The following is a 16,717-nucleotide window of genomic DNA, read 5'->3' as shown; positions in this document are numbered from 1 at the left end:
AGCTGTGTTTCACTTCGCAACTGTACCTGTGAGTCGCACCCTTGGGTCGATGATGCCGTAGAGCAGATCCACCAAAAGGTTGAGACCGAGATAGATGAGGGTCAAGAACAGGACAACGCCTTGCAACACCGGGTAGTCCCGGCGCTCTATGGCATTGACCAGCAGCGAGCCGATCCCAGGTATATTGAAGATCGACTCTGCTACGACTGCACCACTCAATAACGATGCGAAGCTCAAACCGATCATAGTGATGATTGGCAAGCCCGCATTGCGCAACGCGTGGGCGAAGAGCAATCGATTCTCGCTCACTCCGCGAGAGCGGGCGGCATCCACGTACTCTGATTTCAATACATCCAGCACCGAAGCACGGACTGTGCGGGTGATAAGCGCTGCATAGATCGTTCCCAGTGAGAGTGCCGGAAGAATTAGATAACGGAGCCCATTGAAAGGATCGCTAAACAGATCGCGGTAACCTGCCACCGGCAAACACCGGAGCCAGACAGAAAAAACGATCACCAGAATGAGGCTGAGCACAAAGCTGGGAAAAGTTAGACCGATAAGCGTAAAACCTGCGATCCCCTGATCGAAGCCCGAACCGCGCCAACGGGCGGCCAGCGTTCCCAATGGGACGGAGATCACAAGGGCGTAAATAATGGTCAGGACGGCAAGTTGCACTGTCGGCCCAAAATGCTGTCCAATGGCAGTACTCACAGGCATGTTCAGAAAATAGGATGTTCCCAAGTCGCCGCGGAGCGCATCTGAGATCCAGTCAAGGTAGCGATACCAAAGGGTCTCATTCAGTCCCATGCTGTCGCGAAGCTTTTGGATATCTGCTTCCAGCGCCTCCGGCCCAAGCACGATCCGCGCCGGATCTCCTGGCGCTAACCAACCGAGAGAGAAAACAACGATTGAAACAACAAGCAAGACGGGAATAAGCGCACCCGCCCTGCGAAGTGTGTACGTGAACATAACGTCTACTCCGAATTCGGGAGATGCCGCCAAATGTCTGATGACGGCATCCTTAAACTAAGGCGACATGAACAGCCCTTTCGGGTCAGTCGCTCAGGCGCGCAGTCCAGAAGATCAGGTCGTATTGAACTTGAATCGCCTGAACCCGTTTCGACGTCGCGAAGGGATAATCGACCTCGCCGATTCTTACCGATGGAATAAAAGTTTGATTCCATTCTTCCAACTTCCGATAGAGTTCCTTCGCTTGCTCTATCGTGCCTGCTTTGCGGAAATCGGCAAGAATTTCCTCCAGCTTTCCGTCTTGCGGTCCCCCGGGAAAATCCTTGTTTAGGAAGATTAGCTGCGTTGGCGCGGGTTTGGGGGATGCTCCCAAAATGACCATGTCCCATGCCTGCTTGTCAGCACGAACCTTGACATAGGTTGACCAATCGTAACTTTCTAGTTTGACCTTCAAGCCTAACGTCTGCAGCTGTTGCTGTACAACGATGGCAGCATTGTACATCTCCGCAAAATCACGCGAAGTGATAAGTACCAGTTCTTTGCCTTCGTAGCCCGCCTCCAGAAGCAGATTCTTGGCCTTCTTCACATCGGCGGGATTGAAATCGGTATCGCCCGCATCCGTTGCCCATTGTTTCTGAGCCAGCAACATCAAGTGATTGTTCAGCCGAAAGAATTGTGGATCTACCGCTGCTGCCGTCAGAATAGATTTCCGCTCAAGCCCCAGGTTGATTGCCTCGCGGGCTCGTTTGTCTTGAAAAATGCTTGGCTTGCCATAATTGAACCCGAGATTGAGCATCGCGCTTGATGCCGAGCCAAGGTTGAGCTCGCCATTTGAACGAAGCTCCGATATACTATCGTATGCGAGCGGCGTGGCGATATCGTACTCGCCGCTGGATAAGCCGAACGTCCGCGTGGATTCATCGGGCACGAATTCAATTCTCAGCTTGGCGAACGCCGGTGTGCGGTCCCCCGCCGTGCCACTCTGTGTGCCGTTGAAGGGAGTATAATCAGCATAGCGCTCCAGTTCGAGCGCGCGATCTGGCTCCCAACTAATTAATCGGAAAGGCCCTGTTCCGATTAATTGGCTCACTGGCTTGTCTGTTGCTGCTTCAGCTATCACACTTGGCATTATCACAGGATCCTGCGTGTAGGCGGGTGCTAGCGCTTCCAACGCATTGAATCGCGGGACTGGAAGGTTGAGCACAATAGTATCTGCTCCCTCAGCAGTCCAATTGGCGCCCTCGAAGACGCTTTTTCCTGTAAGGGAGTAAGCCTGCCATCGTTTGAGCGATGCGACGACGTCCTTGGATGTTAACGGTTCACCATCGTGGAATCTGATTCCGGGCCGCAAGGTGAAGCGATATGTTCGGCCATCTTCGCTAACGCGCCAGCTCTGAGCAAGTCCGGGCTGGACTTTCATATTCGCATCGAGCGTAACTAGCGTTTCGAATATGTTGCGAGCGAGAACGTTCGTTGTACTAGTGGTGGTTACATGGGGGTCGAGACTTGGCGGTTGCGCACCAAAGGCCACTATCAGAGTGTTGTTCTCTTCGGCGAAAGAAGTGTTAGAAAACGTCAGTGAAGCTGCGGAGAGTGCCAAGAACGTTGCGCCGAGCAAGCTACGTCGTGTGAATGTAAATGCCATTGTAGTTCCTCTCTGTTTAGGTTTGTTTGTATTGTTTTGGTTTGGGAAGTGAGCTGCTTCACGATTCCTTTGGCGTCGCCTTACCCCGCCGCCCTAAGTTCAGGTGCGCTCATGACCAGACGACAGATATTGGAGTTCAATTCCAGCTTGGTTCCAAACGGCTGGGAGAGTGCCGAGAAGTGTTCAAGGATGGCAGATGCGGCCTCGCCTGTAGCAAGCCGCGGCCTTCCTCGACGATGACGAGCTTCGCCCAGCCCCAGCGACACCGGGTGTATGATCAGCGAGACGAGATCGCGACCTTCGAACTCGCAGATCGGTAACACAGTCTCCCAATATCTTGGATAAGCGGGGAAGCCGATGCGGTCATTATCAGTACGTTTCTGGTAAAGGGCGCCCGGTGTATGACTTTCCTCTACCCGAAAGAGGTCATATGAATCCGCTGGCAGGCGCTGTACTAGCTCATTCTGTCCAATGAAATTTCCCAAGCTATAGAAGATTGGCTTCATCTTATAAATTTCGAGTCCTCGCAGAATGTGAGGACCATGCCCCACGAAAACATCCGCGCCAGCGTCGATGGACGCATAGGCGAACTCTCTTATGAACTCGGCAGGATCCTCTTCCTTTTCGCCCTGCTCGTGTGCATGTATGCTCACCACAACTATGTCCGACATCCGTCGGGCCTCTTCGACCCAGCGCAGGATTTCTTGGAGATCTTGCTTGTTCGGAGTTTGTCGGTGCTTGGGGCAGTCACTTGCCCGAAAACTCATGCCGTTGAATGGAAAAATATCTGCTGCGCAATCGAAACCGAAGCCGAGATCGATGTCGAGGCGGCGCAGTTGCTCGATCCCTAAGTCGAGGGATATTTTCTTAATATGCTCTAGCTGTTCAGGCAGGATCTCGTACACGTTCTCGACGCGAAGAGGGTTCAGACCTGGCCTCCCTTGCATCGCACGCGTCCGCCTGGCAGCCTGCTGTCCTCTAGCAAACGTAGAGGCACAGGCTACCATACCGAATGTTGCAGATGGCGTGGTAAAATAGGAGACCTGCCTTGCTTGCTCCAGGTCTCGGCCGCACCCCGCGTGACACAGTTGACGACGGTCGAGTTGATCCAGGACATACTCCAGCCCTGAAATGCTGTAATCCAAACTATGATTTGTCGCGGTCGCGAATAGATCAAAACCCAATTCTACTAGCTCATCGAGAATCCAGGATGGCGCGCCGAAGTGAGATCCTCCGCTGTCGAGTGCGGGATCTCCTCGAAAATCATTGGGTAGTACTTCGAGATTTGTGAATGCGGCGTCGGCTTGGCGAATTATGTCGAATAGCGGTCTTACATCGTTATCCCTATCGCTGAGAAGTCGCCTTTGGATGATGCTGTCACCAGTCAGAGCTAACGTTGCCATGCGTGTATTTCTGCCTTGCCCAGAGGATGAGTTGTCGTTGTGGTTGGTTGATCAATCGCGGTAGCCTTCGGACTCCCGTTCCGGCCTCCGCCACTTTTCCTCCCACTGCGATCTCTGCTTTTGTGAATTGGATCTGCCGGTTGCCCGAGAAGAAAACTGAAAAGTCCGGTGTTCTGTTCGAAAGCAGGTCTAGGCGTCTCTGCCCTCACCGCGATCGGTCGGTCGGAAAGGGCGCTTAATTTCACTGGGGACGTTCTTAAAGCGGTCACGTTCGGCCCCCGTTGCGCAACACAGGCGGCAGGACTTCCGCGGGTATAGGGCATTCGTAGGGGTTGCCGTTCATTCGGGACCGGTACTCAGCCTTGGCGGCTTCGAGCAGCGATCGATCGTTCAAAAGGTCGAGTGCTGTTGCGGCTAGGACCTTTGCCGCATACGTCATCCCCTTGTGGGCAGCAGGAAGTTTGCCCTGAGCGACCATCTGCCAACTGTGGAAAGCCGTGCCAATGGCATAGCAGGCTCCCCAGAACTGCGTTGTCGGAACAACGCGACTTACATCAGCGACATCGGTCGAGCCCAGGTCTAGCTGACGTTGGTTGCTAAACGGCATTACGTCTGTGTGCATGACTTTCGCCGGATCTACATCGAGTCCGAGCTGCAGGAAGGAATCCGCAATTTCCTCTTTTGAAAACGTTTTCCGGATGCGTTCACTAAAGGCGAAGTCCGAAGCATCGAAGTTCGGGCCACGGGCGGCTTCGAGATTCTGTTGGACTGCCCGATCTAGTACCGTGTTTGGAAGTATGGACGAAGTTGCCCGGTCTATTTCACATTTGACCGTCGTCTCGGTCATCAGCGCGGCGCCCTCGGCAATCTTCTTAACACGCTCGAAAATGCATCTGACACCCTGTATGTCCGGTGAGCGCACGAGATATAGCACTGAAGCTTCGGCCTGGACTACGTTCGGCGAGATCCCGCCTGTGTTCGTAATTGCGTAGTGCACGCGGGCGGTCGGGGGCATGTGCTCGCGCATGTAGTTAGCGCCGACATTCATCAGTTCAACGGCGTCCAGAGCGCTGCGGCCGTGGTGCGGCGAGACGGCAGCATGGCTCGCTTTGCCTGTGAAATGAAAATAGACTTGCAGATTGGCAAGCGTGTCGGAGACATTCACGCCATTAAATGAGCTTGGGTGCCAGCAAAGAGCGGCATCGACTTCTTCGAATGCGCCTGCACGCGCCATAAAAGTCTTTCCGGAGCCACCTTCCTCAGCCGGGCAGCCGTAGTAGCGGATCGTGCCGCACGCGCCATTTTCCTTCAGGTGATCCTTTACTGCAACCGCGGCCATCACACCGGCGGTGCCAAGTAGGTGGTGGCCACAGCCGTGGCCTTCCTTTGTCGGATCGATCGGCTGCATCTCGGTCGCACCCGCAACCTGGCTTAGACCCGCAAGCGCGTCATATTCTCCGAGGATGGCAATAACTGGGGAGCCGGAGCCGTACTCGGCCACGAACGCGGTTGGAAGCTCCCCAATATTCGGCGTGATGCGAAAGCCTTCCCCCTCGAGCGCCTGCATCTGCGCCTTCGATGATCGGTATTCCTGAAAACGGATTTCAGCGAGATCCCATATTTGGTCGGAAAGCGCTATGAATTTGTCCTTCTTGGCATCGACGTGAGCGCTGACAGCTTCGATCACGAACTTAACTCCCTTTGCACTTTTGAATGGACATCGATGCACGGCCTTTGCAGGAATTAGACCCTGCCAGTTACTCCGCATCTATCCTCCGAGAAATCGAATGCGCGCTGCATGCCGCTAGGCAGGCGTAGATCGCGACATCGCTTCTGAATGCCCAGTTGGGCTCTAACCCACGCGATCCGACGCCGTCGCTTCGATGGTGGAGGAATTGTAAGACAGCGACTGATCGAATTTCAAATGAGAATTAATAGTGGGCCGGATAACTAGGGGTCATGACCATATTCAAAGGGTCAGCCTTCGGCAGTTGGAAATCATGCCCGAAATCGCCGTTCAAGCCGCGCATCTGAAAGGATCAATTAGTCCTGCACCTCGGCACGTCAGTCGATAAACGCAATAATTGCATTTAAGTTAATGCGCAGAAAGTATCCACCTCGCCGGACGGAATAGCGATGGGCGCAGGTAGTCCGTGAGGCCTCAGTGACCTCGTCCGAGCACGCGCGAACGCAGCCACGACCTGCCGCGCAAAACCAGTAGCAGCTCCCTATGGGGTAAAACGGATTTACGAGGGCGGCGGCATTGGACAATGGCACGCAGGCGCTGGCTTGCCTGCTTAGGGCGTGCAGTGCAGAGTTGGCCGTGAAGAACTCGGAAGCCGCTGATTTGACGTAAGAATCGAGGGATCTGCAGATCTTCTAATTGCCGGAAACAGCCGCCGAACGGGCTGTTTCCTTGCAAAATCAGTTTGAGGTTTCCCTGGTTGGCGAAGCGTGATTCACTGGGTTTATCGCGGTGAATCGGAGAGCCATGAATGGGTAAACCACGCGAACGGCGGCAAACGGGTGAACAGGATTTATTCCGATCCCGGCTCGACCAGATCATCAATATGAAGCACGAACTGGTGCGTCTGGCGCAGGCTATCGACTGGCCTGTGTTGGAAGCCCGCTTTGGGACGGTCTATTCGGACGGAGCGGGCATGCCGCCATTGCCGACGCGGCTGATGGCGGGGCTGGCCATTCTTAAGCACACGTTCAACCTGTCGGACGAGGCGCTGTGCGAGCGCTGGGTGGAGAACCCCTATTTTCAGTACCTGTGCGGCGAGGAGTTCTTTCGGCACGAACTATCGTTCGAGCGCTCCTCGATGACGCGCTGGCGGCAGCGCATGGGCGAGGAACGGATCGGCGCGCTCTTGCAGGAGAGCCTGGCCGTGGCAGTCAAGACAGGCGCGATGAAGCCGCAGGATACGCGGCAGGTGATCGTGGACACGACCGTTCAACCGAAGAACGTCATGTTCCCGACGGATGCCAAGCTTATTCACCGGGCGCGCGAACGGCTGGTGCGGCTGGCGAAGAAAATGGGGCTCGATCTGCGCCAGACCTATATTCGGGTCGGTAAATTCGCGCTGATCCAACACCAGCGCTACGCTCATGCGAAGCAATTCAAACGGGCCGGCAAGGCGCTGCGCAAGTTGAAGACCTATCTCGGCCGGACCGTTCGCGACATCGAGCGTCAGATCGCCGGCGACGAACAACTCGACGCGATCTTCAAATGGTCGCTCTATCAGGCAAAAACGGTCATCGCGCAGCGGCAACGTCAGCGTGGCCGCAAGATCTACAGCCTGCATGCCGACGAAGTCGAGTGCATTGGTAAAGGCAAGGCGCACAAGCCCTATGAGTTCGGAGTGAAGGTGTCCGTGGCCACAACACTGAACCGTTCAAAGGGTGGGCAGTTCGCGCTGCACACGACGGCGCTGCCCGGCAATCCCGAAGCCTGTCCTCGGGCCGGCCATAGGCCGGACCCGGGGGACGGCCACACGCTCGCGACCGTCATTCCGGATATGGAAAAGATGATCGGCAACGAGCTCTCGCGCATTCTGGCCGATGCTGGATACCGCGGCCATAATGCTCCCGAAAGTCACAAGCTGAGGGTCTTCACCAGCGGCCAGAAACGCCGCCTCACGCCCGCCATCAAACGCCAGATGCGACGACGATCGGCGGTCGAACCCGTCATTGGACACCTCAAGAGCGAACACAGAATGGACCGGAATTATCTCGCTGGCGAACAGGGGGATGCCATCAATGCCGTTCTGGCCGCCGCCGGATACAACTTCTCCCTCCTGCTGCGATGGTTCAGGCAACTTTTGTGTCTGTTAGCCGCACTACTCCTCACGTTCCAGAGCCGACCAACGCCGCAGCAAACTGCCTGAAAGCGAGTTCTTCACGATCGACTGCAGACATTGCTTCCGGAAGAAGTCGATGTGTGATCGCGGACAAGGCTGCGGGTTAGCAGCTAGGGCTTAGCTAGGTTCAACGTTTATATGGGAGCTATTCATGGAGAGCGCCGCTGTAATCGGGATAGACTTGGCTAAATCCGTGTTCCAACTGCATGGTGCAGACGCTACCGGCAGACCGCTGTTCCGGAAGAAGCTGACGCGAGGTCAGTTGCGCACGTTTCTTGCGAGCCATCCGCCAACGATCGTGGCGATGGAGGCTTGTGCTCCATCACATTATTGGGGCGAGAGATAGGTGCCAGGGGCCACGAGGTTCGACTCATCCCAGCGATCTACGTGAAGCCGTTTTGTCAAAAGGCCTAAGAACGACGCGGCCGATGCTGAGGCAATCAGCGAGCCTGCGGTCCGACCGACCATGCGCTTCGTGCCGGTGAAAACCGCTGAGCAGCAATCACGGGCATGGTGTTTAAAACCCGCGATCTCCTGGTCCACCAGCGCAACCAGCCGTCAATGCATTGCGCGGCCACCTCAGGGAATATGGGATCGCCATACCGGCCGGTCTCACTATTGTATGGAAACTGAAGCGTGAGATCGAAGACCCCGATACGGCGCTGCCTTTGCTGGTCGTTGAACTCGCACGCCTCCAGCTTGACTAGCTTCGAGGTTGTAACGAAAAGATTGCTACCGTCGAGCGGCAGATGGAAGAAGGGGCCGCCGAGTGGATGCTGGCTCAAACAGATGCTGGAACGCAAACCGCGCCTTGGTTGCGAGCGCCCTTGCGAACAAAACGGAGCGCGCGATCTGGGCGATGAATGACAAGAAATGAGGAATATCGGGATGTGGCTGTTTCGGGCTAACGCCGAAATTAAGCATTACCGATGATGTGGGGAGGACTTCGGAAAGTAACGCAAGAACCCGCTCGCACAGATAAGGCTACCGTTACACGCGTAAGGGCAGTTAGTCGTGAACCTACAACCTCTCCCGCCCCTCCGAGTTGGTTAGCGCGGGGAATGAATCCTTCAGTTGTTTTATTACGGATGATGACCTCGCACGGGCAGAGAGCGCGCGGGCAGCAATCCCCACCTTCCTAACCCCCTGCCCTGTGAGCGATTTCGATCGAGGCAGGCACCTCGGCTTGCGGGTAGCCGCTTCGCTCTCACCTTCCCAGGGCCTCATTCCGCAGTTCTCTGGCCGCGGCGACCATGTTCACCAGCGCGGGGCGAACCTCCTCCCACTTTCTGGTCTTGAGCCCGCAGTCGGGATTGACCCAGAGTTGGCTGTCGGCCAGGCGTTGCCGAGCACGGGCCAGAAGTTCGGTTATTTCCTTCACGTCGGGCACCCGTGGGGAATGGATATCATAGACGCCGGGGCCGATCTCGTTCGGATACTTGTAGCTGCGGAACTCATCTAAAAGTTCCATCTTCGAGCGTGAGGTCTCGATGGATATAACGTCGGCATCCATCGCGGCGATGGCGTCGATGATGTCGCTGAACTCAGAATAGCACATATGCGTGTGGATCTGAGTTCGGTCGGTCACACCGCTCGAGCAAAGGCGGAAGCATTCGATAGCCCAGTCGAGATAGGTTTTCCGATCCTTGCGCCGAAGCGGAAGCCCTTCGCGAAATGCCGCTTCGTCGATCTGGATCATCCTGGCGCCGGCCTTCTCCAGATCCATAACCTCGTCGCGGATCGCCAGTGCGATCTGCCGGCCGGTCTGGCTACGCGGTATGTCGTCACGGACGAACGACCAGTTCAGGATCGTGACCGGACCTGTGAGCATGCCTTTGACGGGCTTGTTCGTCAGCGATTGAGCATAGCCCCACCAGCGAACCGTCATCGGATTTGGGCGGGAAACGTCACCAAAGATGATCGGCGGGCGAACGTATCGCGAGCCGTAGCTCTGCACCCAAGCGTGCTGCATGAAAGCGAAACCCGAGAGCTGCTCCCCGAAATACTGGACCATATCGTTGCGCTCGAACTCGCCATGGACGAGCACGTCGAGTCCGATTTCCTCCTGCCAGCGAATTGCCGCCTCCGTCTCCTTCCGCAGAAAGGATTCGTAATCCGTGGAGCTCAGCGCACCCTTGGCGTGGGCTGAGCGTGCCGTGCGGACCTCGGACGTCTGGGGGAAGGAGCCGATGGTCGTTGTCGGAAAAAGCGGCAACCTAATTGCGTCCGCTTGAATTGCCCGGCGTTCCGCAAAAGGATTCATGCGCCGCTTCATCGCTTCGTCCACCCCGGCGATGCGGCCCTGGACCAGTGGATCGTTGATCTTTGGCGAAGACGCCCGCGCCGCAATCGCCGCGGATGCCGCGTGGACTTTCTCGAAGACGGCGGCCTTGCCCTCGACAAGGCCGCGGCTCAGCGTGGAAAGTTCCCCCAGCTTCTGAGTTGCGAACGCCAGCCATGTCTTCAGATCGGCATCGAGAGCAGCTTCAAGCTCTATATCGATCGGAACATGGAGAAGCGAGCAGGATGAACTGACTTCGATGCCTGCAGGTTGGCGAGTTGCAACGACCGGCTCCAGCCGGTCGATAATCGATCCCAGATCGGCACGCCATATATTACGGCCGTCAATAACACCGAGCGACAGGACCTGATCCTTGCGGGCCACCTTCAAAACCTCGTCGAGTTGGTCGGGGGCGCGCACCAGATCGAGATGCAGTCCGGCGACGGGCTGGGCGGCGATGGCGACGAGATTGTCCCTGAGGCCACCGAAATAAGCCGCCAGCATCACTTTCAAATTAGGTACGGCCTTGGCCAACGCCCTGTAGGCGACCGAAAACGCGTGGCGCTCGCCTTCGGTGAGATCGATAACGGAGATCGGCTCGTCGATCTGAACCCAGTCAACACCGGCCGCATCAAGGCGACGCAACAGTTCCTCGTAGACCGGCAGCAGCTTCAATAGCAGGTCGAGCGGCTTGAACGTCGCGCCGCGTGCCTTGGCGAGCTTCAGAAAGGTGACGGGGCCGAGGATGACTGGCCGGGTGTGGATTCCGAGTTCTTTCGCCTCGAGGAAATGATCGACGGGCTCTTCGGACGTCAACACGAAGTCCTGATCCTCGGACACCTCGGGAACCATGTAGTGGTAGTTCGTGTCGAACCATTTTGTCATTTCGAGAGCCGGGACGCCGTGGCCGCAATCCGCATGTCCGTCGACCTGGCTGCCGCGCGCCATCGCGAAATAGGTATTGAGATCGACCGGGCCGCCTTTCCAGCCATAGGCATTCGGGATCGCGCCCACCATGACGGCGGTATCCAGCACGTGGTCGTAAAGAGAGAAATCGTTGGAGGGGATGATGTCAATCCCCTCTTCCTTCTGGAGCCGCCAGTTGTCGGCGCGCAGTTTCCTTGCGACGTCGAACAATGCGGCTTGGTCGCTCTTGCCGGACCAATAGGATTCGAGAGCGAACTTGAGCTCGCGATGCCTCCCGATTCTTGGGAATCCGAGACTTGCAGTCTTGATGGTCATTTCCTTACCCCGAAGATTGTGGCAAGGCATTGGCTGACGCATCGACGAAGGGCATGGGTGTGCCAGTCGCAAAAGCGGCACACCGGGACACCCCGCCCGTGGACGTTATCTATCGTGGCAGGTCTCCTGGCTTGCGGGTCATCGCAGCATCCTGTCTTCCCGAGGAGTCTTCCTCAGTGACGTACTCGGATTGCAGCTCACCGCTCACAGTTGCGGGGGCAGCTCCGGCATGGGCTCACTGCTTAACCGGATTCCCTCTTAGCTCCGGATCATGCGATCCGCAGAACCACGACACGGACAGCATGACGGACCATCAGACCAACGTCAAGATGGATATAAAGATATCTTTATATGTCGTGGGTCCGACGTCGAGCAGATGTCACCCGCGATCAGTCCGCACGCATCACCTGCCGGGATTAAGCTGTTGTCACATGCGCCCCCTTCCACTGCCTGAGGCCGCGCTCAATTGCAGGAAGGCGAACTGAGCAAGCCGGCGGTACCGGGGGCCCTATAGCTATCGGCTCGTCACAGGGCGAGGTATATCGACGCCCGAGGTGCCGATCCGCAGGTTCCGGCCCGCGGCCTATGCTCTGCGTCGGCGTGGATGGAGTGAGACCGAGAGTTCCCCTCCTCCGTGCTTTTCTGTTTCGCCGAGACACGGTAGCGTTCCGACCAAATCATTTGTCGGATACCTGATAAAAATTGCGTCGTAAGCAAACAGACAAAGCAGACACGAAGAGCCAGCACATCGAAAGAATCAGCCTTTTCGAGTTGGCATAGCTCTTGCTGCTAACGCTGTGACTCTCATACAGGAACGGAACCGTTACCGATGACCTCGCTGGAAACCTCACACCGCATCTATCGTTATAATTTTCGCGCGTTGGTGAAACAAGTGTCGATAGCGGGTATCTGTCAGGCGTCTGGCAAATTCTGTTCCATTCCAAATCGCTAGACCGGCCGCGGCCGACTTACAAAAGTCGGCGGGTTGTCGGTGGAGACATTGATGCCCCACTATGACGTACTTTGCGTCGGCAATGCCATCGTCGACATCATCGCCCACTGCGACGACGAATTCCTTAAGACCAACGGCATCATGAAGGGCGCGATGAACCTGATCGACGCCACGCGCGCCGAATTACTCTACAGCCGCATGGGCGACGGGATCGAGGCCTCCGGCGGCAGCGCCGGCAACACGGCGGCGGGCGTGGCGAGCTTCGGCGGACGCGCCGCTTTCTTCGGCAAGGTGTCCAGCGATCCGCTTGGCAAAATCTACACCCACGACATTCATGCGCGGGGCGTCGCCTTCGATACCAAGCCGCTCGAGGGCGAGCCGCCGACCGCACGCTCGTTGATCTTGGTCACGCCCGACGGCGAGCGCTCGATGAACACCTATCTCGGCGCCTGCGTCGAGCTTGGCCCCGAGGATGTCGAGGCCGACAAGGCTTCTGGCGCCAAGATCACCCATTTCGAGGGGTATCTGTGGGATACGGCTCGGGCCAAGGAGGCGATCCGGCAAACTGCCATGCTGGCGCACGCTGCGGATCGGAAAGTGTCGATGACGCTTTCGGATTCCTTTTGCGCCGAACGCCACCGCGACGAGTTCCTCCAACTGATTCAATCCGGCGCCGTCGACATCGTCTTTGCCAACAGTCATGAGATCAAATCACTGTACCAGACTACTTCTTTCGAGGAAGCCCTCGCCGCCATTCGAAAGGATTGCGAAATCGCCGCCGTCACGCGTTCCGAAAAAGGATCTGTGATCGTGTGCAGCAACGAGACCGTAATCATCAAAGCGACGGACATCAAGGAACTGGTCGATACGACGGGCGCCGGCGACGCCTATGCCGCCGGCTTCCTCTACGGCTATGTTACCGGACGCAACCTCAAGGATTGCGGCGATCTGGGCTCGTTCGCGGCAGGGCTCGTCATTCAGCAGATCGGTCCGCGCTCGTGGAAAAACCTGCGCCATGAAGCTGAGCAGTCAGGGCTGCTGTAGTGACGGCGGAACTACCGAGTTCTCCATCTTTCTGGAACAATAAAATGAAGGTGAGCGCGGCGAGCACCCCACGGCTTTCGGCATTGACGGAATGGCTTCAGCGCTCTTTTAGAACTTTTACTTCGCGCGCTTTGGCAGGAAGTAGCTTCGGATATTGACGAGCGCTTCGGCGACGGCAGCAGCATCCTGGTGGGTGGCGGGCCGTTTGGTCTCGCTGAGTTTGCGGATTGGCGCGATGATATCGCCGATGACGGCATGGCCGCGAATGACGGGCCGCCACAGCTTGGGCGCGAACCCGGTTCCTATCAGAAAGCAGACGTCCCAGCCCATGGCATCAAAGGTTAGTTCATCGATCCTGGTGAACCTGGGCCGGTGGTCTTTCGGCGTTTCGGCGAGGCTCGCCGATATCCGGTTGTATTCCGCAACGATGGTCTGCACGGCCCGATGCTCGGTTGTTTCCATCGGCATATTCAAGGCCTCTGGACCGGTCAGCTCCGGGATCCACTGACGTGGGTCGATAAATCTCGGGCCGATGATGAGAGCCGTGAGATAGCCGTCGAGGCCACTCATCGACCAGATCGGCGACACTGGACGACGTGCCCTGATGAAGGTTTCGAACGCCTCGTCATCGAGCTTCGATCGTACCGTCGTCCCTTGGCTGTTCTGCGTCATGCCGCCCGTCGCTCCTGATCTGCAACGCCCTCGCGTTCGGCCTTCCAAGCCCACGGCAAGAGGCTTTCCATCCGGTTGGCTTTCGCTTTGCCGGAGATGATCCGTTCCAGCACATCGGCAAGCCAGACTTCAGGATCCACGCCGTTAACTTTGCCGTAGGCAAAAGATCAAGATCAGGAATGCGTGCACCTTATGTCCGAGGTCAGCTTTCTTTGCTGAAACCTCCGTGATCGACCTTCGTCAGCGTCGATTGGAAGAAGCTCCCGCCCTGCGAGTGGCATTCTCCCCAGCTTCGCAGGGCCACTCGGCTGCCGTTGAACCTGTTGCAACGGCAGCCGCTTTTTCTTCAGTTTGCAATGATGTCCGTGCCACTGGCCGGTCGCTGGCCACGGTTGTAACGCCTCGCCCCAACAATCCCCACGGTGGCGCTGACGTTCGCGAGCGGATGCGCAGCAATTGGAACCGCCTCCGGTTTCCGCGTCGAATCTCGGGAACGAGTTTTTCGAACAGTTTTTCCTCTTGCCCAGCCTCCCAGGGCAAAGCGGCTGTCGTCGGACCCGTTCCGGCGGCAGCCACGTCTTGTACTGCGGCCGACAGGCTCGGTCGAGCGAACATAGTCAATTCTGTTCCAGGAGGCGGTGCGCGATGACCGGGGCGAGTACCACGCCATCCAGGTTTCGGCTTTCTGGTGTTTCGCTTGATCCGCCTTTGGGCGACCGGACGGATGCAGCACAAAAACGCGAGCAGACCATCGCCGTTTTTCGACCTGCTGGACAACAATCGTTTCGCGCCTGTCGAGCATGGTGGCGGTCCCTACCGGCTGCGCCTGTCCCTGGTGGACAAGCGACTGGCGATGTCGGTCACCACCGAGAACGGCGCACCGGTTCAGTGCCATCACCTATCGCTCACGTCATTTCGCCGGCTGCTCAAGGACTACCGACTTGTTTGCGAGAGCTATGCAGGCGCCGAGTCGCGGCTCACTCCCGATCGGCTGGAAGCCTTTGATATGGGACGGCGTTCCATCCACGACGAGGCTTCCGCACTGCTGAAACAGCCGCCTCAAATCGAAAATCGAGATCGATCAGGGGACAGCCCGCCGACTGTTCACCCTGATTCACCTGCTGGTCTCTCAGCAACTGCTTGGAGGGGTCATTTGACGTAGTAGAAAAAACGTTCTCCTCGGCTCGAAACACGGAGAGAACTAGCGATCGACGATAAGGGAGTTCTCGGCTGCACGGGCCCATTGATCAAGTCTGAGAACAGGGCAGCCTCCGTGACAGCGGGACTTTATCTCATAATCGGCATAGGGGGCGATCGTATTTGATCGCGCCCCTGCCACACCACCCGGCATGCGGGTCCGCACCGGGCGGTTCGAGAGATTGAGGTTAGGCGAGCCTGGGCATTCCAAGTTGGTCGGCCCATTTGATCGTGAGGACGGTGTTGAGGAGCTTGCCGCTGTTGCGCCACCAGCGCCGGGAATTTCCCGCCACCTGCCGCGCCGCATCGGGGCTTGCTCCCCTCGCCATCAGTTCCCGCAAGATCGTCCTGCTTCTCTTCCATTGCTTGAGCTGGATAGCCCTCAAACGATGACGCATCCACTCGTCCAGCATTCGCCAGAGCGATGGTGTTTGCGCCAGCCTGAAGTAGGCTTTCCATCCCCGCACGAAGACGCTCAGCCGTTCAACCACGGCCTTTAGGGACCGCCCCGTTATCCGGGGCGTCAGCTACCCCTGTCGAGATCACGGTCTATCAAGGGGCGATCTCCTACGGGGTTGACCTGTATCCGGTCCGGATGCGACTGGCGCGTGACCAGAACGGATCCGTGACGATGTTGTGGATCCAGGAGCAGTCGGATCGCCTCCGATTCTCGCCCTTCTCGGGCATCCTGAACTGTACCGATAAGGAAGAATGCAACTTCGTCGGCGACAGGGTGTTTGCACAGATCTGGAGCGACAAGCCCGGCCCGATCCCGACATGCGAAGCATGGATGCCATTCGGCGGCCTTCGCGATCTGTCCTTCTCATCCGACGGTGTTCGGCTGGAAGGGAAGATATCTGATGGCATATGTATCATCAACGGCCAGGAAGACGGTATAAGTTCCAATTGCTGCGGGTTCCCAATGCGGTTTTCTAGGTATCTCGCCATTGCAGGCATTGAATTGACCGCTGTGCTTCACGGCGGCCAGTCTCTTGCGACATCCGACACCTGCCCGGTCAACGCCCTGCAGGTGTTCCTTGTCTCGTGGCAGCGTGGGAAACGGTCGGTGTCGAGCATGCCGACCGCATGAGCAGACTTACGAGGCTATCGCGAGGCGAGCAGAGGTTCTCGTTTCATGTGGACATTGTTTCAGCCGGAGAACATAGCCTTGCGGGCTTCCCAACCGACATTCCCGTCCTTCGGGTCGTCGCTCAGCAGGACGTCTTCTTCGACAGTGGCAGCGACAAGATTCGTCCGGAGGCGTACCGCTTGCTGGATATCATTACAGACAGCTTAAAGCTTGAGCCTCCCGCTGGCCCAAATTCGGGGTGCACTTCAAGCTCCATGGTTCCATAGCGATTGAGGCGCTTGTGCTCCGGAGCGACCTTACCGGTACGATTCATGAACTGCCAAGGCGGATCAGCCACAATTGTCGCAAACTTGCGGCTG

At 57.2% G+C, this 16,717-nt stretch carries 10 protein-coding genes, 2 pseudogenes and 1 riboswitch; of the genes and pseudogenes, 4 read left to right on the top strand and 8 right to left on the bottom strand.

The annotated features are described in order from the left end of the window. Positions 1-9 precede the first annotated feature (9 nt). From RHIBR816_RS0130420 to RHIBR816_RS0130405, 4 genes are all read right to left on the bottom strand, one after another. Entirely contained in the window at positions 10-969 is a 960-nt protein-coding gene (locus RHIBR816_RS0130420; protein WP_018240368.1) for an ABC transporter permease, read from the bottom strand. Positions 970-1,054: 85 nt separating this feature from the next. Next, positions 1,055-2,614, bottom strand: coding sequence for an ABC transporter substrate-binding protein (locus RHIBR816_RS0130415; RefSeq protein WP_018240367.1), 1,560 nt, complete (start codon positions 2,612-2,614; stop codon positions 1,055-1,057). Positions 2,615-2,694: 80 nt separating this feature from the next. Then, positions 2,695-4,017: a CapA family protein gene (locus RHIBR816_RS0130410; RefSeq protein WP_018240366.1), complete on the bottom strand. Its 1,323-nt coding sequence runs from the start codon at positions 4,015-4,017 to the stop codon at positions 2,695-2,697. A 265-nt stretch (positions 4,018-4,282) separates the two neighbouring features. Continuing rightward, positions 4,283-5,785: an amidohydrolase gene (locus tag RHIBR816_RS0130405; protein WP_018240365.1), complete on the bottom strand. Its 1,503-nt coding sequence runs from the start codon at positions 5,783-5,785 to the stop codon at positions 4,283-4,285. 727 nt (positions 5,786-6,512) lie between these two features. Between RHIBR816_RS0130405 and RHIBR816_RS0130400 the strand changes: the two genes are divergently transcribed. After that, positions 6,513-7,907, top strand: coding sequence for an IS5 family transposase (locus RHIBR816_RS0130400; protein ID WP_018240364.1), 1,395 nt, complete (start codon positions 6,513-6,515; stop codon positions 7,905-7,907). 1,180 nt (positions 7,908-9,087) lie between these two features. On the opposite strand, the gene metE is transcribed toward RHIBR816_RS0130400, so the two are convergent. Continuing rightward, positions 9,088-11,403: a 5-methyltetrahydropteroyltriglutamate--homocysteine S-methyltransferase gene (gene metE / locus RHIBR816_RS0130395; protein ID WP_018240362.1), complete on the bottom strand. Its 2,316-nt coding sequence runs from the start codon at positions 11,401-11,403 to the stop codon at positions 9,088-9,090. Positions 11,404-11,501: 98 nt separating this feature from the next. Beyond that, positions 11,502-11,709: riboswitch (cobalamin riboswitch) on the bottom strand. Between the two features lie 697 nt (positions 11,710-12,406). Here metE and RHIBR816_RS0130390 point away from each other — a divergent pair. Beyond that, the gene (locus tag RHIBR816_RS0130390; RefSeq protein WP_018240361.1) at positions 12,407-13,399 is read left to right on the top strand and encodes an adenosine kinase; all 993 of its coding nucleotides are present in this window, start codon (positions 12,407-12,409) and stop codon (positions 13,397-13,399) included. 117 nt (positions 13,400-13,516) lie between these two features. On the opposite strand, the gene RHIBR816_RS0130385 is transcribed toward RHIBR816_RS0130390, so the two are convergent. Both RHIBR816_RS0130385 and RHIBR816_RS36650 read right to left on the bottom strand, forming a co-directional pair. Then, positions 13,517-14,071: a UPF0149 family protein gene (locus RHIBR816_RS0130385; RefSeq protein ID WP_018240360.1), complete on the bottom strand. Its 555-nt coding sequence runs from the start codon at positions 14,069-14,071 to the stop codon at positions 13,517-13,519. After that, positions 14,068-14,223, bottom strand: a pseudogene (locus RHIBR816_RS36650) (transposase domain-containing protein); the annotation flags it as partial. The gene RHIBR816_RS0130385 and the pseudogene RHIBR816_RS36650, both read right to left, overlap by 4 nt. A 493-nt stretch (positions 14,224-14,716) precedes the next feature. Here RHIBR816_RS36650 and RHIBR816_RS36645 point away from each other — a divergent pair. Continuing rightward, a pseudogene (locus RHIBR816_RS36645) lies at positions 14,717-15,228 on the top strand (UPF0262 family protein). Between the two features lie 228 nt (positions 15,229-15,456). Here RHIBR816_RS36645 and RHIBR816_RS38925 read toward each other — a convergent pair. Further along, positions 15,457-15,783 carry a group II intron maturase-specific domain-containing protein gene (locus tag RHIBR816_RS38925; protein WP_256375060.1) on the bottom strand — a complete coding sequence of 109 codons (327 nt, stop codon included), beginning with the start codon at positions 15,781-15,783 and terminating at the stop codon, positions 15,457-15,459. A 110-nt stretch (positions 15,784-15,893) separates the two neighbouring features. On the opposite strand from RHIBR816_RS38925, the gene RHIBR816_RS0130370 reads away from it, so the two are divergent. After that, positions 15,894-16,358, top strand: coding sequence for a hypothetical protein (locus tag RHIBR816_RS0130370; RefSeq protein WP_157628275.1), 465 nt, complete (start codon positions 15,894-15,896; stop codon positions 16,356-16,358). Positions 16,359-16,717 lie beyond the last annotated feature (359 nt).

It is taken from the genome of Ensifer sp. BR816 (genome assembly GCF_000378985.1).
GTDB lineage: Bacteria > Pseudomonadota > Alphaproteobacteria > Rhizobiales > Rhizobiaceae > Sinorhizobium.
Note: the sequence above shows the minus strand (reverse complement) of the source record. Positions and strands in the feature narration are given on the sequence as shown.

Coding starts and splice junctions, on each gene's coding strand:
- RHIBR816_RS0130420 (WP_018240368.1), bottom strand. CDS start 969: ATGTTCACGTACACACTTCGCAGGGCGGGTGCGCTTATTCCCGTCTTG.
- RHIBR816_RS0130415 (WP_018240367.1), bottom strand. CDS start 2,614: ATGGCATTTACATTCACACGACGTAGCTTGCTCGGCGCAACGTTCTTG.
- RHIBR816_RS0130410 (WP_018240366.1), bottom strand. CDS start 4,017: ATGGCAACGTTAGCTCTGACTGGTGACAGCATCATCCAAAGGCGACTT.
- RHIBR816_RS0130405 (WP_018240365.1), bottom strand. CDS start 5,785: ATGCGGAGTAACTGGCAGGGTCTAATTCCTGCAAAGGCCGTGCATCGA.
- RHIBR816_RS0130400 (WP_018240364.1), top strand. CDS start 6,513: ATGGGTAAACCACGCGAACGGCGGCAAACGGGTGAACAGGATTTATTC.
- metE (WP_018240362.1), bottom strand. CDS start 11,403: ATGACCATCAAGACTGCAAGTCTCGGATTCCCAAGAATCGGGAGGCAT.
- RHIBR816_RS0130390 (WP_018240361.1), top strand. CDS start 12,407: ATGCCCCACTATGACGTACTTTGCGTCGGCAATGCCATCGTCGACATC.
- RHIBR816_RS0130385 (WP_018240360.1), bottom strand. CDS start 14,071: ATGACGCAGAACAGCCAAGGGACGACGGTACGATCGAAGCTCGATGAC.